Raw genomic sequence first — 24226 nt, forward strand, 5'->3', positions numbered from 1 at the left:
TGGATTCGGAGGCACGGGCTCAGCGGTAGGTGAATAAGCCCTTGCCCACCACCGGTTCGGTGTCATGGTCGTTGATCTCCTCACCACACTCCGAGCAGACGACACGCGGGGTCATTCGGTGACCACACGGCTTGTGCAGGAGATCGACCGGCGGGGCTGCAAGCCCGGTCCACTCGTTGCCCCACGCCATCAGGGCCACATACACGGGAAAGAGGGCATGCCCTTTGGCGGTCAGACGATACTGTTGGCGCGCGCCCCCGTCGGGGTCGGGGCGACGCTCGAGGATGCCGTGCTCGATCAGTAAGTTCAGCCGGTCGGTGAGGATGTTTCGCGCGACGCCGATACCGCGTTGAAATTCGTCGAATCGTCGTGCACCGTTGAACGACTGACGGAGGATCGGCCACATCCAACGTTCACCGAGCACGGCTGAGGAACGCGCGATCGCGCAGTTCTCGTCCAGCAGCTCGTCATGCTTCACGTCCACCACTCTAGGGCGAGTAGTTGCAATTCGCTACTATATGAGCAGTTCGCTGTATCACACTGATGTGTGGTCGCGTCATTCATTGAAGCGAGATGACGCTAAACCTGCAGGTCACCTGTGCGGCGGCGTAGCCGTGGACTTTCACGGTTCGGTGCCGGCCCGTCAGCTCGGCGCGGTGTCAACTTGTCGAACGACTCGGGTAGTCCACACTCCCTCAGTAAGTCGCATGATCGAGCCACCCGCTCTCGGCGCCAATCAACTCGCCCTGAGCGAGCGCCTGGACGATTGCACCCTGCGCATCGAATTCAAGTCATCGTCGCCATCGGAAGCCGGCGAGGCGCTCGCATAGTCAGCGCGGTGGCCCTCGCCGGGCGCCGGGGGCGCGTACCCGCGGGCGGCGGTGCGTGTGTCCGCGTCGTCGCGGCGAGGGCTTGCTAGCTGGCCAGGAGACGTCAGGTGATAGTGATTCCGCCGTCAACGGGCAACGTCGAGCCGGTGATGTATCCGCCGGCTTCGCTGGCGAGAAAGACTATCGTCGCGGCGAGTTCTTCCGGGTGTCCGAACCGCCCGGACGGAACACGCTTGAGTGTCTGCTCGACATAACCGGGTGGGTACGACTGAGTCATCTCGGACTCGAAGAAGCCCGGGGCCACGGCCGTGACCCGGATGCCCTTACGTCCGGTCCACTGTTGAGCAAGATCGCGCGTCAACCCGATAACGGCCGCCTTGCTCGAGGTGTAGGCCGCCTGCGGCAGGCCGGCGGTGGTCAAGCCGAGAACGCTGGCGACGTTGACGATGACGCTGCCAGGCTGCATCACACGGCCACACGCCTGAGCCACCCAGTAGCTACCGTTTACGTTGACATCCATAACATTCCGGAACTGATCCGGCGTCTCGCGAGTTGCCGGTACGGCCGAGGCAACACCGGCATTGTTGATCAGGATGTCGACCTTTCCGAACTCGGCAAGTCCGACCTCCACGATGCCGGTCGCATCGTCCGGGCGCGAGACATCAGCGCGGACAACGACAGCGCGCCGACCGATTTCTTCGACCATGCGCTTGGTCTTCTCGAGCTGGTCGACGCGGCGCGCCGCCAGCACCAGGTCGGCACCGGCTTCGGCGAGACCACGCGCGAACGCGACGCCGAGACCGGAGGAGGCGCCGGTGACGACGGCCACCTTGCCATCGAGCCGAAACATGTCGAGCACACCCATTGAAAACCTCATCACATACAGTAGTGAATTGAAACTAAAGGACACAGTAGCGCATCACATCACGCATGCAAAAGCTCCTAAAAGCTCAGCTAATAGCGGCATTTAAGTAGACTTCCCACCCACCACAGTGGCGACGCCAGCGTATATAGGGGTTGTTTTTAGTCGCAACTTGCTACTAATCTGAGCCTCGCCGTCAGATAGCGGCATGGATCATGAAGGGAAGTTTCGTTATGACGGAAACAGCGGACGCGAAGATAATCGGGCAGGCGACCGGCGGGGGTGAGCCGGCGGTCACGGTCGAGCGACGCGGCCACGTGCTGTTGATCGGGCTGAACCGACCGGAGAAGTACAACGCGTTCAACCTCGAGCTGATCGAACAGCTCGGTCGCGCGTACTACCTGCTCGAGAACGATCCGGAGATTCGGTGTGGTGTGCTGTTCGGCCACGGAAAGCACTTCACGGGCGGACTCGATCTCGAAGAGGTTGGCCCCCGCGTCGAGGAAGGCGTGCTCGACTACACCAAGCCCGGGTTGCGCGACCCGTGGCGCAAGGGCGACACTTGGACCACTCCGCTGGTCATGGCGGTACACGGCTGGGTAATGACCTTGGCGATCGAACTGCTGCTCGCCGCCGACATCCGGATCGCGGCGTCGGATGCGAAGTTTTCGCAGATGGAAATCAACCGCGGCATCTACGCCTTCGGTGGGGCCACGATCCGTTTGCCGCGCGACGCCGGGTGGGGAAATGCGATGCGCTGGCTGCTCACCGGTGAGCCCTACGATGCGGCCGAGGCGCTGCGGATCGGCCTGGTGCAGGAGGTCGTCGAGCCCGGCAAACAGCTCGAGCGTGCCATCGAGATCGCCGAGTACATCAGCGAGAAGGCCGGACCGCTCGGGGTCAAGACCACCCTCGAGTCGGCACACCGGGCACGCATCGAAGGAGAACAGGCTGCCTTCGATCGCCTCGAGCCGGACATGTCGGCGCTGCTGCACACCGAGGACGGACATGAGGGCATGACCTCCTTCATCGAACGTCGAGAGGCTCGGTTCACCGGGAAGTGAGTATGAACAGGCAATTTCGTCTTGCCCACCGTCCGGTTGGCGCCGCGAAGGAAACCGATTGGGATCTGGTCACCGAATTGGTGCCGAATCCGAGCGACGGAGAATTCGTCGTGCAGATCCAACACCTCTCGCTGGACCCCGCGATGCGCGGCTGGATGAATGCCGGCCGGTCCTATGTCCCGCCGGTGGAGGTCGGGGCGGTCATGCGCGCCTACGGCACAGGTGCGGTTGTCGTCTCCCGCCATCCCGATTTTCCGGTCGGTGAGCTGGTCACGGGAGAGTTCGGTGTGCAGGAGTATGCGCTCAGCAACGGTCATGGCGTGCGCCGCATCGACCGCCAACTGCAGGTTCCGGCCAGCGCCTATCTCGGTGTCCTGGGTCTGACCGGACTGACCGCGTATTTCGGTCTGCTCGACGTCGGACAGTTCCAAGCCGGGCAGACGGTCGTGGTCACCGGCGCCGCCGGGGCGGTGGGCAGCACAGTCGGCCAGATCGCGAGGCTGCACGGCGGCAGGGTCATCGGCATTGCGGGTGGCACAGACAAGTGCCGCTACCTCGTCGACGAGCTCGGGTTCGATGCCGCCATCGATTACAAGTCCGAGAACATTCGCCAGGCGTTGCGCACCCACGCACCCTATGGCGCGGACGTGTTCTTCGACAACGTCGGTGGCGACATCCTCGACGATGGGCTGCTCCGGCTCGCGCACGGGGCGAGGGTGGTGATCTGTGGCGCGGTGTCCCAGTACAACTCCCAGACCGGTGCCCATGGGCCACGAAACTATCTGGCCTTGCTGATCGCCCGGGCACGGATGGAGGGCTTTGTCATCAACGACTACGAGGATCGATTCGGAGAAGCCAGCGAGGCCCTGGCCCAGTGGCTCGCCGACGGACGCATGATCAATGTCGAGGACATCGTCCACGATTCGATTCTCGCGTTCCCGGAGACGTTGACCCAGTTGTTCGCCGGTAAGAACACCGGAAAGTTGATCCTCGATCTGGGAAGTGCCCTGTGAAGCACAACCTGAAGTCGGACCCTCCTCTGCTCGATCCCCGTGATCTCGACTTTCTGCTCTACGAGTGGCTCGACGTGGAGTCGTTGTGCACGCGCGAGCGCTACCGCGAGCACTCGCAAGAGACGTTCGACGCGGTGCTCGACCTCACCGCAGAGCTGGCAACCAAGCGCTTCGCCCCGCACAACAAACTCGGCGACACCCAGGAGCCGTCGATCGGCCCCAGCGGCGCCGTCGTTACCGTCCCGGCGATCAAGGAAGCCCTCACTGCCCTGAGGGAGACCGGCCTGCTTGCCGGAGAATTCGACGCGCGTCTCGACGGAATGCAGCTGCCCTACGTGGTATCGAAGGCCGCGTTCGCGTGGCTGCAGGCAGCGAACATCAGCACCTCCGCCTACGCCGCCCTCACCATCGCCAATGCTCACCTGCTCGAGGCGTACGGTACCGAGGAGCAGATCGACCGCTGGGTTCGGCCGATGCTCGCGGGCCGGTTCTTCGGCACGATGTGTCTGTCCGAGCCGGGCGCCGGATCCTCGCTGGCCGATCTCACCACCCGGGCGATCGCGCAGGACGACGGTACCTACCGGCTCACCGGCAGCAAGATGTGGATCACCGGTGGGGACCACGAGATCAGCGAGAACATCGTCCACCTCGTGCTGGCGAGAACCCCTGGCGGACCGGCCGGGGTGAAGGGCATTTCCCTGTTCATCGTCCCCAAGTATTTGGTCGAGGGCGACGGCACGATCGGTGAACGCAACGATGTCGCTCTTGCCGGTCTCAATCACAAGATGGGCAACCGCGGTACCACCAATGCCCTGCTGAATCTCGGCGACGGCACCTACCGTCCCGCCGGTCGTGCCGGAGCGGTCGGATACCGTGTCGGGCAAGAGAATCAGGGCCTGACTCAGATGTTCCACATGATGAACGAGGCGCGAGTCGGTGTCGGACTCGCCGCTACCGCGCTGGGCTACACCGCGTACCTGCAGTCGCTCGACTACGCGCGCACCCGCATCCAGGGTCACCCGCTCGGTCGACCCCACGAAGGGCAGGTGCCGATCATCGCGCATCCGGATGTGCGACGAACGTTGCTGGCGCAGAAAAGCTATGTCGAAGGCGCCCTGGCCCTCGGCCTGTACTGCGCCCACCTCGTCGATGACGTCGACACCGCCGACGATCCCGCTGCCCGCAAGCGCGCCGAACTGCTCCTGGAACTGTTGACCCCGATCGCGAAGAGCTGGCCGTCCCAGTGGGCGCTGGAAGCGAACTTTTTGGCGATCCAGATCCATGGTGGTTACGGATACACCCGCGACTACCACGTCGAACAGCTCTACCGGGACAACCGTCTCAACGCCATCCACGAGGGCACGCACGCCATCCACGGGCTCGACCTGTTGGGCCGCAAGGTCCTCATGGCAGACGGCGCCGCACTGCGTGTTCTCCTCGAGACTTTCGAGGCCACCAGCAAACGCGCCACCGACGCCTCCACGCCACTGCGCGAGTGGGGTGAGCGCCTGCAAGAAGTCGGACAGCGCGTCGCCAACGTCACCGAACACGTGTGGCGGACGCGGGATCCGGAACTCGCGCTCGCGAACGCGAGCACCTACCTCGAAGCGGTCGGGCATTGCGTCATCGCCTGGATCTGGCTCGAGCAGGCGCTGACCGCCGAGGGCAAGACCGGGGACTTCTATGAGGGCAAACGACACGCCGCCCGATACTTCTTCACCTACGAACTACCCAAGACCGACCACCAATTCGATCTGCTGATGAGTTTGGACCGGACCACGCTCGACCTGAGCGAGAACTGGTTCTGACCCGGTGTACCGGCACCTCCTCCGCAACCAACTGCACCCGAGCCGCCCCTACCTGACCCGACCGGTGGCGCTGCTCATACCCACGAGTCAGAAAGTGAATCGCCCTGAACTGGAGTCTCCACTCGATCCAGGGGGATTCAGGGCACGTCACTGTCCTGCTCGACAAGCTCGACACTCAGCCGCACCGTGAGTGGTGCGCCGCCCAAGCGGCCGAACACGGCTGGTCTCGCGACGTCCTGGCCCACCAGATCGCCGGGCGTCTGCACGAGCGGATCGCGGCCGCACCGTCGAACTTTTCCGACCACCTGCCCGCGCGGACTTCATGGCATCGCAGCGGGAAACATGCCGCGTCGGTGTGCGCAGCCCACCCCGACATCGCCCGAGACGCGACGTGCCGGCGGTCGCGGTGACGCCGGCATGCGCCCGCCCACGTCGGGTGTCGATGACCTGTGACGGTGGGGCGAGCTGCTCTGTCTAACGGAGCTGTTGTGATCGCCACGGGTCCTTGCAAACTGTCCCCGATGGCGGCGACAGCGTGCACGGGACGCAGGGCACCTAACTGTATGAACGGTGTCGAGGGGAGAGGGCTGGTTCAGTGGACCCGGCGAAGCAGTGCGGCGAGGGCTTGGCCGCCGCCGATGCACATGGTGACGATGCCGGGGCATGTCCGACAAATGTTGGGTCCCTTGCGATGACGGCGTTGAGGACCACTGCGGCTCGGTAGACGATGGCGAGTTTGTCGTAGCGCGTGGCCAGTCCTCGCCATTGCTTCAGATGGCAGAACCTCCCTCGACTACCTCAGCGGCGGCCGGGTGGCGTGGAACGTGGTCACCACGTATTCGCCGACGGCCGCAGCCAATTTCGGATTCGAGCAGATTCCGGACCGCGACTACCGCTATCGCCGTGCCGAGGCCTTCGTCGGTGTGGTGACCGCGCTGTGGGAGAGCGCCCGGAGCGGTGTCCCGGTGTCGCATCATGGCGAGTTCTTCGACGTCGACGGCGTGCTGCGGGTGCCGCCGTCGGAGCAGGGGCAGCCGCCGCTCATCCAGGCGGACGGGTCACCCGCCGGGCGTGACCTCGCCGGGCGCACCGCACGCGGCGTGTTCTCCGCGGAGCTGACGCTCGACGCCGGACGCAGGAATTACAAACACGTCAAGGATGTCGCGCGTGCAGCCGGCCGCAACCCCGACGACGTGAAGATCCTGCCCGGGCTGATCACGGTCATCGGCTCGACCGAAGCGGAGGCCGTCGCTCGCCACGAACAACTCCGCGCTCACGTCCCCGCGAAGTTCGGCTGGGACCGGCTGAGCCTGACCCTCGGAGTCCCGCTGGCGGAGCTCGACCTCGACCAGCCGATCCCGGCATCGCTGCTGGACGGACCGCCCGACCCGGCGACGTTCGCGGGTTCCCTCGGGTTCCGCGAATCAGTGGTCGGGCTCGCGCGTGAGCGGAATCTGACCGTGGCCCAGCTCCTTCGCGAGTTGGACGGCGGCGGCGGGCACCGCGCCGTGATCGGCACCCCGGGACAGGTGGCCGACACCATCGAGGCGTGGTTCCGCGCCGAGGCGGCCGACGGATTCAACCTGATGCCGAACGCGTTCCCGTCCGGACTCGACACCTTCGTCGACGAGGTGGTGCCCCTGCTCCGCAAGCGGGGGCTCTTCCGCCACGACTACGCGGAGAAGACCCTGCGTGAGCGTTTCGCGGTGCCGCTTCCCGAGTACGGCGCCGCACGCTCGGCCTGAGTTCGTTCAGACCGCGTTTCGGCCTCGCGGGCGGTGGAACGGGCGATCGCGGTACTCGCGTGCTTCTTAGGGGGGCCACCGGCCTGACCGTCAGCGCGCTCGCCGCCCGCACCGGGTTGGCCGCCCGCACCACAAATCGGATCGTGCAGGCCCTCGTCCCCGGCGCGTTCGGGATCCAAGCGCCCCGCCGGCGTCCCACCGACGATCTGGTGCGGCCGATCATGCCACCGATGCGGGGCGTCGCGGCGCGAATCGGTGCGGGCGGCGGAACGACGTTTCTCGCATTCCGGTAGGGAAAAACTCAGGGTGAACCTTTTATCCAATGTGAAAAAACCCTTGTAGCAACGTGGTTCAGGACTCGATGATGATCGCGACGTCTCGATTGAGCCCGAAACCAGGAGTACTCATGACACTTACCACCGCTGCGCCCGCCGACTCGGATCGGATCGCCGGCACCGCACTCGAGGTTCGTCCCGTCGCCGGGCACATCGGCGCCGAGATCGCCGGAATCGATCTCCGGAAAGAACTGGCTGACAACGAGGTAGTGCAGGTCCGCGACGCCCTGTACCGCTACAAGGTTTTGTTCTTCCGCGACCAGGAGATCGGGCACGCCGAACAGATCGCATTCTCGCGGAAATTCGGTGACGTGACGCCGTCGCATCCGTACGACGACGAAGCCCCCGAGGGTTTCCCGCAGATCCTCGCCGTCGACAGCCGCAAGTACGAGAAGCGTTTCGGGCGCAAGAAGTACAGCTACGACAACAAGTGGCACACCGATGTCACCGCGCTGATCAACCCGCCTGCCGGCACGATCCTGCGCGCGCACGTCGTCCCGGAGCAGGGTGGCGACACCCAGTGGACGAACCTTGTCGCCGCGTACGAGGGTCTGCCGGACTCGCTGAAGGGTCTCGTCGACGGTCTCCGCGCCGAGCACCGGTTCGGCGGACGGCACCCGCAGTGGGCCGAGGACAGCAGCTACGCCCAGAAGACGCGGGAGAACCCCCTGGTCACCGAACACCCGGTGGTCCGTGTGCACCCGGTGACGGGGGAGCGGGCACTGTTCGTCACACCCGGTTTCACCAGTCGGATCGTCGGCGTCTCGCCGTCGCAGAGCGATCGCCTGCTGGACCTGCTGTTCGCTGAGGTGACGAATCCCGCGTACACGGTGCGCTTCCGCTGGGCGCCGGGCAGCGTCGCGTTCTGGGACAACCGTGCCACCGCCCACCTCGCGCCTACCGACCTCGACCACCTCGACGTCACCCGCGTCCTGTACCGCACTACCCTCGAGGGCGACGTTCCCGTCGGCCCCGACGGCAAGGAGTCCACGTCCATCGCCGGTGCGGCGTTCCGCGGCGAGAAGTAGGCGGCTCCGCCGCCCGTGCGTGGTCTGCGAGTCTCTCGACTCGCCAGCCACGCACGGGCTGCGGAGTGCCGTGCGGGGCTTCTCCACCTGACCGGAGTCGCGATCGATTCCATCGCAACCGCCTGAGGGGTCCGAATCCGGGCGTCTCGGCGTCGTGCCCGGCCCATGAGGGTTTGTCGCGGAGGGACACAGTAGTTAGGACCGCACTCTTGCCGACGCCTCCATCGGGAACCGGCCCAGCTTCTTATGCTGCGGGTGGGTAATTCTTGTGTCGGTCCCATCTACGACAGGACCGAGAACGCGGGGCGTCGGTAGCCTGAGTCGAACTGTCAAGTATTTGAATCAGTTAGAGCTGAATCCGCCCACGCGGAACTATCCGATGGTGGCCGTTGTTGATGCATGCAGCAGTCGCGAAGTATCGCGTCACTCGGCGAAGGAGTACAAAGCATGCGCATCGGAATCATTGGAGCTGGTCAGATCGGTGGCACGCTGACACGCAGGCTGACTGCGCTCGGTCACGATGTGCGCGTGTCGAACTCTCGGACCCCCGACACCCTCGCAGACCTCGAGGCGGAGACCGGCGCAAAGGCGGTACTGAACACCGAAGCCGCCGAGGGTGCAGACCTGGTGATCGTGAGCATCCCGCAGAAGAACGTGGTGGACCTTCCCGCCGACATCCTCGCAGGCGCGGCCGATGGTGCTCCGGTGATCGAGACCAACAACTACTACCCGCAGCAGCGAGACGGCTTGATCGCCGCCATCGAAGACGGTCAGGTAGAGAGCGAATGGGTGCAAGAACACCTCGGCGTGCCGGTGTTCAAGGCATTCAACGGAATCTGGTGGAAGCACCTTCTCGAGAAGGGCCTACCGGAAGGGTCGAGCGGCCGGATCGCGCTCCCCGTCGCCGGCGACGACGCACTGCAGAAGCAGGTGGTATTCGATCTGATCAATCAGCTCGGCTTTGACCCTGTCGACGCGGGCGTAGTCGAAGATTCCTGGCGTCAGCAGCCGGGAACCCCGGTCTACGGTAAGGATTTTGATCGGGAAGCTACATTGAAGGCGCTGGCGCAGGCAACGCCTGAGCGCACAGACGAGTGGCGTGCTGTGGCGCAGTGAGCGCTCGGTGTCGAGCGGCGATTCCCGAATAGGAAGACCCCGCTCGGCTATTAGTCCTGATGCGACGCGTGCGCTAAGGACGGCATCGGTATCGTAACGGCGGGCGCGCGGGCACCCGATCCGGTGCATGACCAGCCGCTGGGCAGCGCGCGGGGCGTACTCATTTCGGCGGCGATATTGCGGGCGATGGACCCGGATCGGGACCTGGTCGACAATACGGTCCCACTGGCTCCGGGGTCGCCGGCCTACACGACACCACATCGCGACCAGCCGACTTCGTCAATCGCATGACATGGCAGCACCCGCATCCTCCCAGGTTGGTGTTGGTGTTCGGTGCTCGGTCAATACCGAACACCAAACACTGAAGCCCACGGTGTGGTGTTCGGGCGTGCAGGGGGCTGCCATGGCTGGTGCGGCGGTCGCGGTGTCGGTAGTCGCCGGTGTGGAGTCATGTGCGCAGCGCCTGGGATCAGAGTCTGGGTGCTTGTGAGTGACGAGAGTTCACTTAGGAGAGAGCCGTTCACGACACGGCGAGCGGAGGGAGTGGAGGGGCGGTGATACTGCTTCTGCCGCGCCGGTGAGTGCGGGTTGCTGCATCTGGGTGGCCGCCGACGGCACCGGAACGGCGGCTACTGCAGCTGTCCGCGCGCGGGTGGTGTTCGTGCAGGTCGCCCTCGCGTACCGGGCTGGTCGGTGCTTATGCTCGATCTCGGGGGTTTCGCCGAGCGAAGAGGTGCATCAGCATGGCCGGAAACAGCGGCAGCCGGCCGGTCGGTGGCCCGGGGTTGACGGTCGGTGTCCGGGTGCTGGTCCGCAGGAGCGTCGGGGCCGATCTTACCGGTGAGGTTGTCGAGGATTACGCGGCGGTCACCGATCCTGGCGGCGGTGGGCATGAGTGGGCGCCGGTGCATCGGTGGGCGGTCGCGCTCGACGACGGGCGGCTGGTTTTTGCCGACACCGAAGACCTGACCATCGATCCGGGCTCCATCGCTCCGCCCCGAACCCGAACCCGGACCCGAACCCGAACCGGGAGTCGGGGGTGCGGGCACCCGGCCGACACCGGGGAGAGTGATCGGCGGCAGCCGCGTCGTGGCCGGTTCTGGTCGGCGTCACGCATTGTGCACACGAATTACGCTAGTAGTCAGTCGATTACATGAATGGTGTGGGTGAGGTCCCGGAGGGGGTACTTCGATCTCACCGCATGATCTGTCGGGGTATGCCTCAGTCGTGGCAAGGGCGCACCGGACGTGATTCGCGCTGTGGTGTTGTTCGGAACTGACGTTGCAGGCTTACCGTGTCGGGTATGAGAGGTGATGAGGCTCGCGTGGCCTGGGACTTCGCGGGGTGGTTGTCGTCTCACGGGTGGACGGTGGTGACCGATTCGGCTGTCGTGGATATCGTTGCCGAGAAGGACGGCCACCTGCTCTATGCCGAGGTCGAGGGTGCGTCCACCGTGCCGGGGTTGGATGTCGATACCGCGATCGGGCAGTTGGTGCGGCGGATGCCGAGCGAGGCGGATCAGTCGGTGTCGTTTGCGTTGTTCGTGCGGGACGAGCCACGGTCGGTGGACGCGGCGGGGCGGGCACCTCAGCGGGTTCTGGATCTGTTGGGGATGGCGCTGTATGCGGTCGATGAGGACGGTGGTGTGCGGCAGCTCTTCGGCCGCGCATGAAGACTGCCGCCCGGCACGGGCGGAGACTGGCCAGCAGGGTGGCCATGAGCATCGCCATGTCCCGTGATGGTGGGCTTGGTGCGGTGATGGGGTTACAGCTCAGTCGGTGAGAGCCGTGGCGCGGAGGTGGCTGGCGGGTTCGCCGAGTATGTGACCCGCAATGCCCCGCGTCAGGAGTGGGCGCTGATCGCGAAGCTGATTCTCGATGAGGCGTTCGCCGACCCGGTGGGAACTCGTGTCGGGGACTTGGCGGGGGCGGTGGCCGAGCGGCGGCAGTCGTTGCTCGAGCAGGTGGCGACCCTCAAGGCCGGGGAGGCGGGCCGGGTGCTGGCCCCGCGGGCGGGGGAATCGCGGACCCTGGTGAAGAAGTTGCGGGATGAGGGGGTGTTGCTGGGTTTGCCGTTGGGGCGGCGCCCCGATTATCACTATCCGGCGTTCCAGTTCGATACGGTGCATCACCGGGTGTGGCCGATCGTGGCGTATGCCAACAGCAGGTTGGGGGCTGCCGAGGATCCGTGGGGGGTCACGTCCTGGTGGCGCACCCCTTCCGACATCCTCGACGGCCGAACCCCGTTGCAGGAGCTCGAGGACGGCGATCTGACCGAGATCGCCGTCGACAACATGATCAGCGCGGCCGAGCGGGGCATGTAGGCGGGTGGGGGCCTACAACGGCAATCCGGCGAACACCGACATCATCGCGGCGGGGACACCGGTGTGGCGGGTACACTGGACGTCCTCGACGTATCCTCCGAATGCGTTCAACCGCAGCAACATCGCGCCCTGGGTCGATGCCGCACCCTCGATCTCCGGAAGACATCCATTCCGGCGCAGGGGCGGTTCGAGCCGGTCCACGACCCGGCTGTGTGCCCGGGTGGGGCCGCGTTGGGCGGGTACCTGTATCTCGGGCTGTCCGTGGGCGCGGTGGTCGCCGAAGAAATTCTGCGTGGCCAGGACATCCCACCGGATCTGATCATCCGCAAGCGGCTCCTGGCCGGCAAGTCCTTGGCGCAACTCGTACTGGACGAGGACGTCGACAACGAGAGGCCGTGACCTCCGTGGCCATCCGGCCCGGGAATGATGCATCTGATGCAATACGGAGCAATTGACTGGATAAGGAACTTATCAAGTTCTGTCGATCTCGTGGGATGAGACTCTCGCGAATTGCCCGGCGCGCCTTGTCGGTGGTGGACAAGGAGACAGGCTCACCCGGCGGGAATCGTCTCGCGCCCGCCGGAGTCTCTCGGTCGCGACGTCGGGGAGGGATTCCGAAGTGCGGGCGGCATGTGCCATCCCTCTCGCACGATGGCGCGCAGGGAGTCTCCGGACCCTTCGTCCGCCAGCTGCGCATCACTGACCCATTCGGAAGCCAGCACGGTGAGGACGAGGTCCCGATCGCGTACCCATGGACGGGCGCATCCGGCCGCTTGGGCGGCGGCGAGGAACTGCCCCGTGATCTCGACGAGCCATTCGCAGGTGATCGCCAGCGGTGAGGTGGTCTCCCTGAGAGCCTCCCGGAGGGGGCCGGGCAGGCCGTCGAAGACCGTGACGTAGTCACCGAGCGCGGTCAACCACAGCTCCAGCGCTGCGAGGGGGTCGCCGTGCTCGGCCTCGATCTCGGCCCGGCGGGCGTCCAACTCCTCCCAGCGGGCCTGCAGGAGCGTCGCGAGGAGTGACTCCCGTGTCGGGAAGTGGCGGTAGAGGGTGCCCGGCCCGAGGCCCGCCCGCTTGGCGATGTCCTGCATGGCACCACTCACGCCGTGCTCGGCGAAGAACTCCTCCGCGACGTCGAGGATATGCAGTCGGTTGCGCTCCGCGTCCGCACGTGACTTCCGCGGCGCCGCCTCCTGGTGGACCACCATCCGACCTCCTCTGTGAAAACGGACGATACGTCCATATGACCGTGAGGGCAAAAGGCCACAGCCGGTTCACGCGGTCGTTCTTCGTCCGCGACGAAGCCGTCCGCCGACACCGAGCTGTACATGACCACCTTGCCCACGAGGTCCCCGGTGCGACGGCCACATCGACGCACTCGACGGAGGCGGGGACAGGTCGGGTCGTCCAGCAACCGGGCGGGCGTTCCACCGGCCCCGGTGGAACGCCGCCGCGGCCGGTTCCGCTTCACGGACGCGCGTACGAGCGCGATGAGCTGATCGCCGCCGCCTGCCGGCTGTGAGTCCAGGACGTCCGGTGGTCGCCTGCGTCCAGGCGCCTTCCGTGGCCTCGGTCACGTCCGCTCCCGCGTCGTTGACAAACGGACACCGCCTCCGTGTATCGTTCTCACGTGAACGGACACTGTATCCGTTTCGTCCGGTTCATCGAAGTACCGGGCGAGGCCCTGGTGGCCCACGGCATTGCCGGCGGCTCACTGCCCGCTGACGTTCTCGCGCATGCCGGGTGCCGACTGGCCGCCGGCCCGAACCCGACCCTGCCCGCCGACGGGCCGGGCACGTCGCAAGCGACTGATCTTTTCCACCCCTCACGAGATGGCGAGCACGCACATGACCACCCCATCGGCATCCGACGTCGCAGCTGCGACACCGACGACCCACTCCGGCGACCGGCTCCCACCCGGTGTCGCCCTGGTCATCGGGGTCCTGATGGCCTCGACGTTCATCGTCTTCCTCAACGAGATGCTCCTCGGCGTCGCCCTGCCCACGCTGATCGCGGACTTCGGGGTCAGCCCGAGCACCGGGCAGTGGGTCACGACGGGCTTCCTGCTGACCATGGCCGTGCTGATTCCTGCCAGCAGTTTCGTGATGCGGCGGTTCCACCTGCGGACGATCTTCCTGGTCGCGTTGTCGCTGTTCATTCTCGGGACGACGCTGGCCGCGATCGCGCCGACGTTCGGCGTCCTGGTGGCCGGGCGAGTCATCCAGGCGTCGGGCACCGCCGTCTTCCTGCCCCTGTTGATGACTACGACGATGCAACTGGTCCCGGTCGGTCGCCGCGGCCGAATGATGGCGATCACGACGGCCGTCCCTGCTATCGCGCCGGCTCTCGGGCCGGCACTGTCCGGTGTGGTGCTCTCTGTACTGAGCTGGCGTTGGCTGTTCATCCTGATGCTGCCGATCGCCCTCGTTGCCCTGGCGTTGGGCGCGTGGAAGCTGCGCAACACCACCACTCCGGAGCCGGTGGCCCTGGACGTGCCGTCGTTGCTGCTGTCCGCGATCGGGTTCGGCGGCCTGGTCTACGGACTGTCGCTGATCGGCGAGGCGTCCTCCGGGCACTCTCCGATCTCGCCGTACCTGCCGATCGTGGTGGGGTTGGTGGGCCTGGTGGCGTTCGTTCTCCGGCAGATCCCCCTGCAGCGTCGTGACAGCGCGTTCTTGGACATGCGGATCTTCCTCCGGAAGTCGTTCACCATGCCTCTCCTGATCATGGTCGTCGTCGCGGGCAACGGGATCGGTCTGCTGATCGTGATTCCGCTGGTGCTGACCAACGTCACCGGCCTGAGCACCCTGCAGCTCGGCCTCTTCCTGATTCCGGGCGGGGCGGCGATCTCGATCGTGGCGGCCCTGAGCGGCCGGGTGTACGACCGCGTCGGCCCGCGCCCCTTGCTGATCCCGGCCGCGATCGTTTGGCTGGCCGTCTTGTGGTTCCTCAGCCGGGTGGACGAGAGCACGAGCGTGCTCACGCTGGTCGTCGCGTGGCTGGTGTTCACCAGCGCGCAGGCCGCGATGTGGGCACCGCTCACGACGAGTGCGATGGGCGCCCTGAAGACCGAGCTCTATTCGCACGGCGCCTCGGCCTTCGCGACCGTGCAGCAGCTCGCTGGTGCCGCCTTCGGTGCGGTGTTCATCTCGGCCTACACCATCGGTTCCGGTGCCCGGGACGCCGGTGTGCTGAGCACCGCTCAGGCCGAGTCCGCCGGACACGCCGCCTTCCTGACCGCCTGGGTCATCGGCCTGATCGTGTTGGTGGGCGCCTTCTTCGTCGGTCGACGACCGAGTCCGGCCACCGACGGGACAGCCGCCGACCAGACGGCCACTACCGAGCCGCTCAGCAACGAGACCGCCGGAGGCGCATCGGCAATCGACCACGAGGTGTGCGAGACGGGTGCCCGGTGACCACCGACAAGAAACTGATCCTCGGGATGGGGTTGATCGACGGATACGGTGGCCTGCACGGCGCCTGGCGTGCCCCGCACGTCGACCCCGGGACCTACGCCGACGTCGACGCCACCGTGCGTCATGCGCGAGCCGCCGAGCGCGGCAAGTTCGCATTCCTCTTCACTCCCGACTTCCCCGCCGTACGCGGCGACGTCGAGCACTCCACGATCAGCAACCTCATGAACCCGCTCATCGAGCTGACCGCCGTCGCGCGCGAGACGACGAACATCGGCTTCGTCGCGACCGGGTCGACGACGTTCCAGGAACCGTTCAACACGGCACGCCAGTTCAAGGCCCTGGACGTACTCAGCCGTGGGCGCGCAGGCTGGAACGCGGTGACCACCAGTAGCCCTGTCGTCGCCGCGAACTACGGACAGCAGATCGCCGGCCGCCCCGAGCGCTATCAGCGAGCGCACGAGGCGATTCAGATCGTTCAGGCGCTCTGGGGCAGCTGGCACGAGGACGCGTGGATCAAGGACCAGGCAGCGAACCGCTTCATCGACCCGACGAAACTGCAGCCCGTCAACCTGCAGGGCCAGTACGTCGCTTCGCGAGGCCCCCTGGCGATCCCACCGTCGGAACAGGGCCAGCCCGTCGTCTTCACCTCCGGCGGCCCCAGCCCGCACCTCCTGTCGATCGCGGGCCGCTACGCGAGCGGCTTCATCGCCGAGGTGTGGACGATCGAGGAGGCGCGCACCCAGCGCGAGCTCGTGCGCAATGCCGCACGCGAAGCCGGCCGCAACCCCGACGAGATCAAGTACATCGCCGGCATCATGACCACCGTAGCGCCGACCGTGCGCGAGGGCCTCGACCGCCGCCTGAAATACTCGAGCGAGGTCATCGAGGCCCGTCTGCCCCACCTCGGCGCGATGCTCGGGATCGAAATCCACCCGGATCGGTTCGACGAACCTCTCACACCGGATCAGCTGGCGTCCGCGCACGCCTCACCGCGGGACCCGCGCTCGTCGAACGCTCTAGCGGTGGCACGCGAGGGGTGGTCCCCGCGCGACGTCCTCGCCCATGGCGTGATCGACTACCATCCCACCCTTGTGGGCCCGGGCGAGCTCCACGCCGACCACCTGCAGAAGTGGTTCGAGGCGGGAGCCGCCGACGGCTTCTGGCTGACACCCGACATCTACGAGGACGGCGTCGACGCATTCGTCGACGAGGTGGTGCCGATCCTGCAACAACGCGGCATCTACCCCACCGAATACGCGGGCACGACCCTGCGCGCGAACCTCGGCGTTCCGCACCAGTACGGACCCGACCCAAGGCTGGCCACCGTCAGGGTTTCCTGACATCACTTGGCGTCAGGGTTTCCTGACATCGGGTGGAGGAGGGGGCATGTCCTGGGTGGTGGAAACCGGCGACCACGAGGGGTGTGCGGCGACGTTGGTCTCGGGTGGGCGCCGTGTCGTCGGTTGCCGGGGTAGTTGAAGGTGTCTGAGGCAGAGTGCTTTTCGCCGCTAGTTGACTTAATCAGCGTATGAAAGAGTTGACTTAATCAGCGTCTGAAAGGTATTGGGAGAGACGCTTTCAGTCCTTTCACTCGGCTGCCCTCGTCCGAGCGTTCGTCGAGCAGGTTGCGCAGCTTACGGTGATCGGAGAAATACGATTCCCAGGACCAGGCGGCCGGCACATAAAGCAGTTGCGGCCGTCTGACGCCGGGCGGCGGCATGAGCGCGCCGCCGATACTCGGTCCCGTCGATCGACCTCAGTCAGGTTCTCGACGTCCTAAAGCGTGGTCGCCCCGGGTCAGTCCGCGGCATAGGCGTGGCCCGGGCATAGGAGATCCGGGGTGACTGCCCATTCCGCTGCCGTGAGCCATCGTCGCACCGGCTCGGTCAGGTTGCCGTTCTTCGCTTGCTCGGCGAGCGCGCCGGCGAGGATGGGTCGCTCACGGAGCTCGGCGCCGAGGGTGACCAGGTGCAGAAGGGCGGGACGGACTCGGTCAGTTGGCCGAAACCTTGACGTTGTCGGAGGGCGCGGCGTCTGCAATCGCGATGTTCTCGTTGCGCACCACGCCGTGCAGGAAGCTGCGAATCATTTCCTCGAACAACTGCCGGGAGGTCATCTCGTTTGCGGCGAGCGCCTTGGACAGCAGAGGCTGCGACTCCGGGTCGACGTTGGGGAAGATCGTGGACTTGGTGCTCGGTTTGCGCATCGCCTCGGTGAGCACCGCACCGAGCGTCAGGCGCTCCATGCCGTCGAGAATCTGGACGTGCAGGTGGGCGGGCACCCCGGACTCCTCGAGGAACCGGGCGGTGTCCTCGTAGGTGCCGATCAGCAGGTCACGGGGCAGATATTGCAGCAGGATCGGCGCGGCGTTGCGGTGTTTGAGGATCGACCGGCGAAGGTTCATGCTCAGCGTCACGAAGAATTCGGGCCAGTCCGGGCCGGGCTTGCGTCGCGGTAGGTTTCCGGCGCCGGCGATCTGCCGTGCGACCGCGGCGAGGATCTCCGACTTGTCGGAGAAGTGATGGTAGAGCGAGGGAGCACGCACTCCGATGTGTTTCGCCAGGCGTGGCAGGCTGAACGCATCGAGTCCCTCGGAGTCGATGATCTCGATGGACGCTGCCACGGCGGCTGCGCGACTGATCAGAGGTTTCGACGGTCGGGCCATGTCTCGCTTTCGGTTCGAGCAGTACGCCGGGCCTGGTCGGCGCGGCAGATGGTCAGAATGGTATATGTTCCAGTCGCTCAGGTGGTCATGCGGTGAGAACCGCCTCGTCGAGGAACTCCACCAAGCCTCGACTCAGGACGTCGTTGTCGTCGCCGCCCACCATGTGCCCCGCGCCGCCCACGTCGATATAGCGGGACCCCGGAATCAGCTCCAGGAGTTCGCGCGCTCCTTCCGGACTGACCACATCGGACTGGGCGCCACGGATCAGTAACGTCGGGATCCTGATGGCCTGCGCTGCGGCGCGAGCACGATTCTCGCGTTCGGCCGCCGCGGCCGCCGAATTCGTCCTGTCCGACAGCATCCGCGGATCCCAATGCCAGTACCAACGACCCTCGTGTTCACGCAGGTTCTTGCGCAAACCCTCCACCCGCGGCGCTCGACTGCGGTGCGGGTTGTATTCGATCACTGCTCCCAACGCGTCGTCGAGGCTGTCGAAGCCGGACAACCCAGCTTGCATGAAGTCGGTGATCTTGGCGAGACCCTCAGGTTCGGCCTTCGGGGTGATATCTACCAGGACCAGCGCCCGGGCAAGACCTGGTTCGTCGCCCGATGCCACGAGTGAGGCCATGCCGCCCATGGACGCACCGACGAGCACCGGGGGTTCACCGAGGTCGCTGACGACTGTGCGGATGTCGCGGGCGTGCGCGTCGGGGCTGTAGTCGCCGTCGGGGGACCACTGGCTGTCGCCGTGGCCACGTGCGTCGATGCAATACGCGCGCCATCCCTGCTGGGCCAGGCGTATTCCGGTGCGCTGCCACGAGTGCCTGGTTTGCCCGCCGCCATGGAGCAGCAGGACGGTGCCTTTCGGTTCCGACTGGGGTTCCCACAGGTCGGCGACCAGGGAAACGCCGTCGCCGCGGAGGGTGGTCACCGTGGTGGAGTACGTCATGGTTACATGGTCCTTCGTCGTCGGAATCAGTGTCCGGAGGTGCCGCCGTCGACGGCGAGTGTCGAGCCGGTGATGTAGCCGGAGGCGCGACTGGCGAGGAACACCACGGCTCCGTCTATCTCGCGCTGCGTCGCGGTGCGGCCGAGAGAGCTGCCGCGCAGGAATTCCTCGAGCGTATCCGACGACATTTCGGAAATCAGGTCGGTCTCCACGAATCCCGGCGCGATCGCATTGACGCGGATGCCCTTTCGCTTCGACCACTGATGCGACAGGTCGCGGGTCAGGCCGATCATTCCCGCTTTACTGGCCGCGTACGCGGCCTGCGGGAGTGCCGATTTGATGAGGCCGAGCATGCTCGCGACATTGACGATGGTCGAGCCTGGGCCCATGACGCGTCCACACGCTTGCGCTACCCAATAGCTGCCCATCAGGTTCACGTCGAGGACTGCGCGGAAGTCCTCGGGGCGCTCGCGGGTCGCAGGCGCGGAGCTGGTGACCCCGGCGTTGTTGATCAGGATGTCGAGGCGGCCGAACTCGGCGACAGCGGCCTGGGCGAGCGCGTCGCACTGCTCGGGGACGGTGACGTCGGTGGGGACGACCAGGCAGCGGCGACCGATGGCCTCTACTGTCACCGCGACGGCGTCGAGGTTCTCACGCCGGCGTGCGGCTATCACCACGTCGGCGCCGGCCTCGGCGAGAGCGCGGGCGAATCCGGCACCCAGGCCGCTGCCGGCACCGGTCACGACAGCGACGGACCCGTCGAGTCTGAACAGGTCGAGGACCGTCTCACTCTGGTCCGGCGATGAGTGTGGGGTCATGGCGATCTCCTGTGCGCGTCGTGAGTACCAATGGTCGGGCTTGCGCCCCGTAAACCTAACTGCTTAAGATTATAGGGCACGCGAAGTCTATGGGAACGAGAGCGCCGATGACCCGAAGCACCAACACCGAACAACGCAAAATGCGAGTGATCGGCAAAGACGTGCTTGCTCACGGTGTCATGGCAGTTCGACTCGCGGATCCCGACGGCGGCGCTGTCCCGACCTGGGAGCCCGGAGCGCATATCGACGTCATTATCGACAGGTCGACGGTGCGGCAATACTCCCTGTGTGGCGACGCATCCGACACCACCTCCTTGGCGATCGCGGTGCTCCGCGAAGAGGACGGCCGCGGTGGATCGCGCTGGGTGCACGACTCGCTGCAAGTCGGAGACCTGGTCGCGATCGCAGGCCCGCGCAACAATTTCACCCTCGAACCTGCGCAGTCCTACCTCTTCGTCGCCGGCGGTATCGGCATTACGCCCCTGTTGCCGATGCTCCGTTCGGCCGAAGCCGCGGGCGCCGACTGGCGCCTGCTGTACGGCGGCCGAGCACGCACCAGCATGGCTTTTGCCGACGAGCTGGTCGCTCGGTACCCCGGCCGAATCGAGCTGCGACCCCAGGACGAATACGGAATCCTCGACCTTCCGGCTGCTCTCGACGCAGTCCCCGACGGCACCGCGGTGTACTGCTGCGGACCGGAGCCGCTCCTGCAGGCGATCGAGAACGAATGCCTCGCGCATCCGAACCTGAGGCTGTACGTCGAGCGGTTCGCTGCCAAGAAGCGGCCGGCCGATGCGGTCGACGGATCGTTCGAGGTCGAACTGCGGCGCGCGGGCAGCACCATCACCGTCGACGCGAACGAAAGCGTGCTCGACGCCGTACTCCGGTCCGGTGTCGACGCCCCATTCTCATGCCGTGAGGGTACGTGCGGGACGTGCGAAACCCCCGTCCTGGAGGGAGTTCCCGAGCATCGGGACTCTATCCTCACCGAAGACGAACAGGCTGAGAACGACTGCATGATGATCTGTGTGTCCCGAAGCTGCACAGCCAAACTCGTGCTCGCTCTCTGACCGGCACCGCAGCGAGGAGATGCCGTGACCCAGGCGCCCGATACGGCCCATCTCGCCGCCCGAAAGACGGCACTTGGATCGGCGATGCTGGTCCCGGCGCTCTGCTTCATCGTGATGATCACGTCGATGATGCAGACCGCCGTGGTACCGCTCCTGCCGGCCATCGCGGTGCAGCTCGACGTGGGCACGGATGCTGTCGGTTGGACAGTGACAGCGAATCTCCTTGCAGCCGCGGTATGTACACCACTGTTGGGTCACCTCGCTGATCGACATGGTCCGCGGAAGGTGATGCTCGCCGTGCTGGGCACGGTACTGATCGGATCGGTGCTGTGTGTCGCGTGGACGGGGTTGCCGGCACTCGTCGCCGGTCGAGTTCTGCAGGGCGTGTCGTACGCGTTGTTCCCCGTCGGTGTCGCGGTAGTGCGGGGCGCGCTGGGGCCGCACCGTGTCCCGATGGCGCTCGGTGTCATGTCCGGTGCGTTGAGTGTCGGCGGCGGTGCGGGAATGATCGCGGCCGGAGTGCTGTACACCGAAGGGTCCGAATATCGACGTGTCTTCTGGATGCTGTTGATACTCACAGTGATAGCAATGGTCGTCGGGTGGTGCGTTATTCCGCATACCCCGGGGTCGGGACCGCGCGACGGTTTCGACTTCTGGGGTGTGGTCGGGCTCGCGATCGGCCTGCCGGGACTGCTGTTGGCGCTGGCGCAAGGTGGAACGTGGGGATGGCTGTCGGTGCGGACACTCGGTTGCGCCGTCACCGGCGCGCTGGTGCTTGCCGCCTGGTACCGGCACGAACGGAGGACCACTGCACCGCTGGTTGCTCCTGCGCTTCTGACGGCGCGGTTGGTGGCCCCGGCGCATGTCGCGGCTTTCCTGGTGGGTGTCGCGATGTTCGTGCAGTTCCTGGCCGTCGCGACGTTCGTGCAGATCTCCCGAGAGGAAGCGGGATACGGCTTCGATGCGTCGGTGCTCGAGACCAGTCTCGTGTACCTGCTGCCCGGACAGATTGCCGGCACGGCTGCGGCGGCCGTCAGTGGACTCGTAACCCGACTGTTCCCCGCCCACCGGGTGCTGACCGCGGCATGCGCCGTCGGGGTGTGCGGATTCGTGATGCTGATCCTTGCTCACGACTACACCTGGCAATTGATCACGGCGGTTGCGGTGATCAATGTCTTCGTCATAGTCGCCTACGGTGCGTTGCCGTCGATGCTCATCGGCAGCGTTCCTCCGGGGAACACGGGGGCGGTGAACGGCATCAACGCGATCGCCCGGACATTCGGCAGCTCACTGGCCAGTGCCTTGGTAGCGGTGTTGCTCGCGACGATCGTGATCCCGGGCACCTCGACGCCCACAGAACAGGCGTACGTCGTGGTGTTCGCGGTCGGGGGAGTGGCCGCGTTCGCGGCGGGACTCGTTGCTGTCACAGCGCGCCGTTTTGCAAAATACAAGACTTGATTGACGTCTCAAATTGGACCATATAGCGTGGGTCGCACGGCGCACGAGCCAGGTTCTCCTGGCCCGAGCCGCGCTGAAAACATCTGTCGGCAAGAGCGATTCGGCCCACGCCCTGTGTCAGGCACCCCACGTGCCCGGTAGGCCCCGGTATAACGACATCGCACCTGCGCGACTCACGAAAGGTAAGGACGAATGGCTGCCACCGTCGGCTCGGCATTGCATTGGTGGGCGAAGACCAAGGGAGAGCAGGACGCGCTCGTCGTGGCGGGTGAATCTCTCACATACCGCGAACTGCAGGACTGGTCCAGTCGTATCGCCCGGAAGATCGTGGACCTCGAAATCCAACCGGGTCAACGAGTCGGCGTGCTGGGCCCGAATTCGCTGACGTGGCCAGTGATTGCACTGGGCGTCCTCAAGGCCGGCGGTGTACTGATCCCGCTCAACCCACGGTTCAAGCCGGCGGAGCTCCGCAAGGTTGTCGACGACGCCGGCGCCGTCCTGGTCGTCACGCCGAGCGAGTTCGCGCCGACGGTCGACGCGGCGCGTGAACTGGGTTCCGCCTTCGACACGCTCTCGTTCGACGAGCTCGCGCCGCTACGCGCGGGAGGACAGGACGACTTCCGTATCGATCTCGAACCCGACGAACCGACCGCCCTCCTCTTCACGAGTGGCTCCACCGGGATGTCCAAGGGCGTGATCTGCACGAACCGGACGCTGCTCAATATCGTCTTCGAGGCGTCACTCACCGAAGAAGGCTTCCGGCCCGGGTCCACATCGCTGCTGGTGTTGCCGTTGGTGTTCACCCCCGGCCTGGTATGGGGGCTGGTCATGACAACGGTGCTCGGCGGAAAGCTGATCATCGAGAAGGAATTCGATCCCGGCCGCGCGGCCGGGCTTCTCGGTGAACACGATGTCCAGGCCATCTTCGGTGTGCCGTTGATCTTCGAGGCGATCTCGCGTTCACCCGAGTTCGCGGACGCCGCCCTGTCATCGCTGCGCACCGCGATCGTCGGCGGCGCCGCGGTCGCTCCGGCACTGTTGCAGCGCTGGGCGGGCAAGGGCGTCGCACTGCGACAGATCTACGGCATGACCGAGGCCGGCGGTGTCGCCACCGCCACCCTCGTCGCCGAAGCCTTCGACCACCCCGACACGTGCGGATCCGGCTCGATCTTCACCGAAGTGAAGGTGGTCCGTCCGGACGGCACCGATGCCGCTCCCGGTGAAGAGGGCGAAATACTCCTGCGCGGTCCGGGCGTCACCCCCGGCTACTGGAACGACGCCGAGTCGACGGCGGCAGCCTTACAGAACAACTGGCTGCACAGCGGCGACCTCGGCACCCTCGACGACGAAGGACGCGTCAAATTCGTCGACCGGCTCAAAGACCTCATCATCACCGGCGGCATCAATATCTCGCCGGTCGAGATCGAGCGGGTCATCTCCGAGATCCCCGGTGTCGAGGAAGTCGCTGTCATCGCAGCCGCTGACGAGCGCTTCGGCGAAACCCCGGCGGCGATCGTCACGGTGAAGGATGGCGTCGATGCAGCGGCAATCATCGAACACTGCGACAGGCTCGTGGCCGACTACAAGGTTCCGCGCTACGTTGTGATCCGGGACGAGCCGCTGCCGCGGCTCCCCAGTGGCAAGCTCTCGAAGACGGCGATCCGGTCCGAATACCGGGACGTGACAGAACGATTCGACAAGGTCCGCTGAGCCGAACCGGCGGGGA

22 protein-coding genes and 3 pseudogenes are annotated in these 24226 nt (G+C 65.8%); 19 read left to right on the forward strand and 6 right to left on the reverse strand.

Features of this window, described 5'->3' with window-relative positions; translation table 11 throughout:
* Window positions 1-19: 19 nt before the first annotated feature.
* A complete protein-coding gene (locus L1080_RS31040; RefSeq protein WP_250769663.1) occupies window positions 20-478 on the reverse strand; it encodes a winged helix-turn-helix transcriptional regulator in 459 nt (152 codons plus the stop codon).
* 229 nt (window positions 479-707) lie between these two features.
* Between L1080_RS31040 and L1080_RS31045 the strand changes: the two genes are divergently transcribed.
* Window positions 708-830: a hypothetical protein gene (locus L1080_RS31045; protein ID WP_284707753.1), complete on the forward strand. Its 123-nt coding sequence runs from the start codon at window positions 708-710 to the stop codon at window positions 828-830.
* Window positions 831-933: 103 nt separating this feature from the next.
* Here L1080_RS31045 and L1080_RS31050 read toward each other — a convergent pair whose 3' ends face one another.
* Window positions 934-1695 (reverse strand): SDR family NAD(P)-dependent oxidoreductase, encoded by a 762-nt coding sequence (locus tag L1080_RS31050; RefSeq protein ID WP_250769660.1) that lies wholly within the window; start codon window positions 1693-1695, stop codon window positions 934-936.
* Between the two features lie 230 nt (window positions 1696-1925).
* Here L1080_RS31050 and L1080_RS31055 point away from each other — a divergent pair, with 230 nt between their 5' ends.
* The 12 genes and pseudogenes from L1080_RS31055 (at window position 1926) to L1080_RS31110 (ending at window position 12523) form a co-directional block, all read left to right on the forward strand.
* A complete protein-coding gene (locus L1080_RS31055; RefSeq protein WP_250769657.1) occupies window positions 1926-2756 on the forward strand; it encodes a crotonase/enoyl-CoA hydratase family protein in 831 nt (276 codons plus the stop codon).
* Window positions 2757-2758: 2 nt separating this feature from the next.
* Entirely contained in the window at window positions 2759-3769 is a 1011-nt protein-coding gene (locus tag L1080_RS31060; protein ID WP_250769653.1) for an NADP-dependent oxidoreductase, read from the forward strand.
* Window positions 3766-5577, forward strand: coding sequence for an acyl-CoA dehydrogenase (locus L1080_RS31065; protein ID WP_250769650.1), 1812 nt, complete (start codon window positions 3766-3768; stop codon window positions 5575-5577). The genes L1080_RS31060 and L1080_RS31065 overlap by 4 nt, the downstream gene beginning before the upstream one ends.
* Before the next feature lie 140 nt (window positions 5578-5717).
* Window positions 5718-5900 (forward strand): annotated as a pseudogene (locus L1080_RS31070) (PDDEXK nuclease domain-containing protein); the annotation flags it as partial.
* 462 nt (window positions 5901-6362) lie between these two features.
* Window positions 6363-7322 (forward strand): annotated as a pseudogene (locus tag L1080_RS31075) (LLM class flavin-dependent oxidoreductase); the annotation flags it as partial.
* A gap of 59 nt (window positions 7323-7381) precedes the next feature.
* A complete protein-coding gene (locus L1080_RS31080) occupies window positions 7382-7615 on the forward strand; it encodes a hypothetical protein (protein WP_250769647.1) in 234 nt (77 codons plus the stop codon).
* A gap of 113 nt (window positions 7616-7728) precedes the next feature.
* The gene (locus tag L1080_RS31085; protein ID WP_250769642.1) at window positions 7729-8685 is read left to right on the forward strand and encodes a TauD/TfdA dioxygenase family protein; all 957 of its coding nucleotides are present in this window, start codon (window positions 7729-7731) and stop codon (window positions 8683-8685) included.
* Window positions 8686-9084: 399 nt separating this feature from the next.
* Entirely contained in the window at window positions 9085-9801 is a 717-nt protein-coding gene (locus L1080_RS31090) for an NADPH-dependent F420 reductase (RefSeq protein ID WP_284707752.1), read from the forward strand.
* Between the two features lie 743 nt (window positions 9802-10544).
* Window positions 10545-10873: pseudogene (locus tag L1080_RS31095) on the forward strand (hypothetical protein).
* Window positions 10874-11125: 252 nt separating this feature from the next.
* A complete protein-coding gene (locus L1080_RS31100; protein ID WP_250770096.1) occupies window positions 11126-11473 on the forward strand; it encodes a hypothetical protein in 348 nt (115 codons plus the stop codon).
* Window positions 11474-11599: 126 nt separating this feature from the next.
* Window positions 11600-12124 carry a hypothetical protein gene (locus L1080_RS31105; protein WP_250769632.1) on the forward strand — a complete coding sequence of 175 codons (525 nt, stop codon included), beginning with the start codon at window positions 11600-11602 and terminating at the stop codon, window positions 12122-12124.
* 63 nt (window positions 12125-12187) lie between these two features.
* Entirely contained in the window at window positions 12188-12523 is a 336-nt protein-coding gene (locus L1080_RS31110; protein WP_250769629.1) for a hypothetical protein, read from the forward strand.
* 152 nt (window positions 12524-12675) lie between these two features.
* On the opposite strand, the gene L1080_RS31115 is transcribed toward L1080_RS31110, so the two are convergent.
* A complete protein-coding gene (locus L1080_RS31115) occupies window positions 12676-13332 on the reverse strand; it encodes a TetR/AcrR family transcriptional regulator (protein WP_250769626.1) in 657 nt (218 codons plus the stop codon).
* A 35-nt stretch (window positions 13333-13367) separates the two neighbouring features.
* Between L1080_RS31115 and L1080_RS31120 the strand changes: the two genes are divergently transcribed.
* The 3 genes from L1080_RS31120 (at window position 13368) to L1080_RS31130 (ending at window position 16880) form a co-directional block, all read left to right on the forward strand.
* On the forward strand, window positions 13368-13646 hold the full coding sequence (locus L1080_RS31120; protein WP_459032087.1) for a hypothetical protein: 279 nt from the start codon (window positions 13368-13370) through the stop codon (window positions 13644-13646).
* A gap of 325 nt (window positions 13647-13971) precedes the next feature.
* Window positions 13972-15540: a DHA2 family efflux MFS transporter permease subunit gene (locus L1080_RS31125; protein WP_250769622.1), complete on the forward strand. Its 1569-nt coding sequence runs from the start codon at window positions 13972-13974 to the stop codon at window positions 15538-15540.
* Window positions 15537-16880, forward strand: a complete 1344-nt coding sequence (locus L1080_RS31130) for an NtaA/DmoA family FMN-dependent monooxygenase (RefSeq protein ID WP_250769620.1) — start codon at window positions 15537-15539, stop codon at window positions 16878-16880. Before L1080_RS31125 ends, L1080_RS31130 begins: the two co-directional genes overlap by 4 nt.
* Window positions 16881-17533: 653 nt before the next feature.
* Here the strand turns inward: L1080_RS31130 and L1080_RS31135 are convergent.
* From L1080_RS31135 to L1080_RS31145, 3 genes are all read right to left on the reverse strand, one after another.
* Window positions 17534-18205 carry a TetR family transcriptional regulator gene (locus tag L1080_RS31135; protein ID WP_250769618.1) on the reverse strand — a complete coding sequence of 224 codons (672 nt, stop codon included), beginning with the start codon at window positions 18203-18205 and terminating at the stop codon, window positions 17534-17536.
* An 85-nt stretch (window positions 18206-18290) separates the two neighbouring features.
* Complete coding sequence (locus L1080_RS31140) at window positions 18291-19154, reverse strand: alpha/beta fold hydrolase (RefSeq protein ID WP_250769616.1); 864 nt, start codon at window positions 19152-19154, stop codon at window positions 18291-18293.
* Window positions 19155-19180: 26 nt separating this feature from the next.
* On the reverse strand, window positions 19181-19972 hold the full coding sequence (locus L1080_RS31145) for an SDR family NAD(P)-dependent oxidoreductase (RefSeq protein WP_250769614.1): 792 nt from the start codon (window positions 19970-19972) through the stop codon (window positions 19181-19183).
* Between the two features lie 107 nt (window positions 19973-20079).
* Here L1080_RS31145 and L1080_RS31150 point away from each other — a divergent pair, with 107 nt between their 5' ends.
* The 3 genes from L1080_RS31150 (at window position 20080) to L1080_RS31160 (ending at window position 24210) form a co-directional block, all read left to right on the forward strand.
* Complete coding sequence (locus tag L1080_RS31150) at window positions 20080-21042, forward strand: PDR/VanB family oxidoreductase (RefSeq protein ID WP_250769613.1); 963 nt, start codon at window positions 20080-20082, stop codon at window positions 21040-21042.
* A gap of 24 nt (window positions 21043-21066) precedes the next feature.
* On the forward strand, window positions 21067-22500 hold the full coding sequence (locus L1080_RS31155; protein ID WP_250769610.1) for an MFS transporter: 1434 nt from the start codon (window positions 21067-21069) through the stop codon (window positions 22498-22500).
* 192 nt (window positions 22501-22692) lie between these two features.
* Window positions 22693-24210: a class I adenylate-forming enzyme family protein gene (locus tag L1080_RS31160; protein ID WP_250769608.1), complete on the forward strand. Its 1518-nt coding sequence runs from the start codon at window positions 22693-22695 to the stop codon at window positions 24208-24210.
* The last annotated feature ends 16 nt before the right edge of the window (window positions 24211-24226 follow it).

Origin of the sequence: Rhodococcus sp. MSC1_016 (genome assembly GCF_023667485.2) — a bacterium.
Classification (GTDB): domain Bacteria; phylum Actinomycetota; class Actinomycetes; order Mycobacteriales; family Mycobacteriaceae; genus Rhodococcus_F; species Rhodococcus_F oxybenzonivorans.

Bases quoted from the DNA above. Each gene is read 5' to 3' on its own strand.
- L1080_RS31145 (WP_250769614.1), bottom strand. From the start codon at position 19,972: ATGACCCCACACTCATCGCCGGACCAGAGTGAGACGGTCCTCGACCTG.
- L1080_RS31055 (WP_250769657.1), top strand. From the start codon at position 1,926: ATGACGGAAACAGCGGACGCGAAGATAATCGGGCAGGCGACCGGCGGG.
- L1080_RS31125 (WP_250769622.1), top strand. From the start codon at position 13,972: ATGACCACCCCATCGGCATCCGACGTCGCAGCTGCGACACCGACGACC.
- L1080_RS31140 (WP_250769616.1), bottom strand. From the start codon at position 19,154: ATGACGTACTCCACCACGGTGACCACCCTCCGCGGCGACGGCGTTTCC.
- L1080_RS31115 (WP_250769626.1), bottom strand. From the start codon at position 13,332: ATGGTGGTCCACCAGGAGGCGGCGCCGCGGAAGTCACGTGCGGACGCG.
- L1080_RS31085 (WP_250769642.1), top strand. From the start codon at position 7,729: ATGACACTTACCACCGCTGCGCCCGCCGACTCGGATCGGATCGCCGGC.
- L1080_RS31090 (WP_284707752.1), top strand. From the start codon at position 9,085: ATGCAGCAGTCGCGAAGTATCGCGTCACTCGGCGAAGGAGTACAAAGC.
- L1080_RS31050 (WP_250769660.1), bottom strand. From the start codon at position 1,695: ATGGGTGTGCTCGACATGTTTCGGCTCGATGGCAAGGTGGCCGTCGTC.
- L1080_RS31060 (WP_250769653.1), top strand. From the start codon at position 2,759: ATGAACAGGCAATTTCGTCTTGCCCACCGTCCGGTTGGCGCCGCGAAG.
- L1080_RS31160 (WP_250769608.1), top strand. From the start codon at position 22,693: ATGGCTGCCACCGTCGGCTCGGCATTGCATTGGTGGGCGAAGACCAAG.
- L1080_RS31150 (WP_250769613.1), top strand. From the start codon at position 20,080: ATGACCCGAAGCACCAACACCGAACAACGCAAAATGCGAGTGATCGGC.
- L1080_RS31045 (WP_284707753.1), top strand. From the start codon at position 708: ATGATCGAGCCACCCGCTCTCGGCGCCAATCAACTCGCCCTGAGCGAG.
- L1080_RS31135 (WP_250769618.1), bottom strand. From the start codon at position 18,205: ATGGCCCGACCGTCGAAACCTCTGATCAGTCGCGCAGCCGCCGTGGCA.
- L1080_RS31120 (WP_459032087.1), top strand. From the start codon at position 13,368: ATGACCGTGAGGGCAAAAGGCCACAGCCGGTTCACGCGGTCGTTCTTC.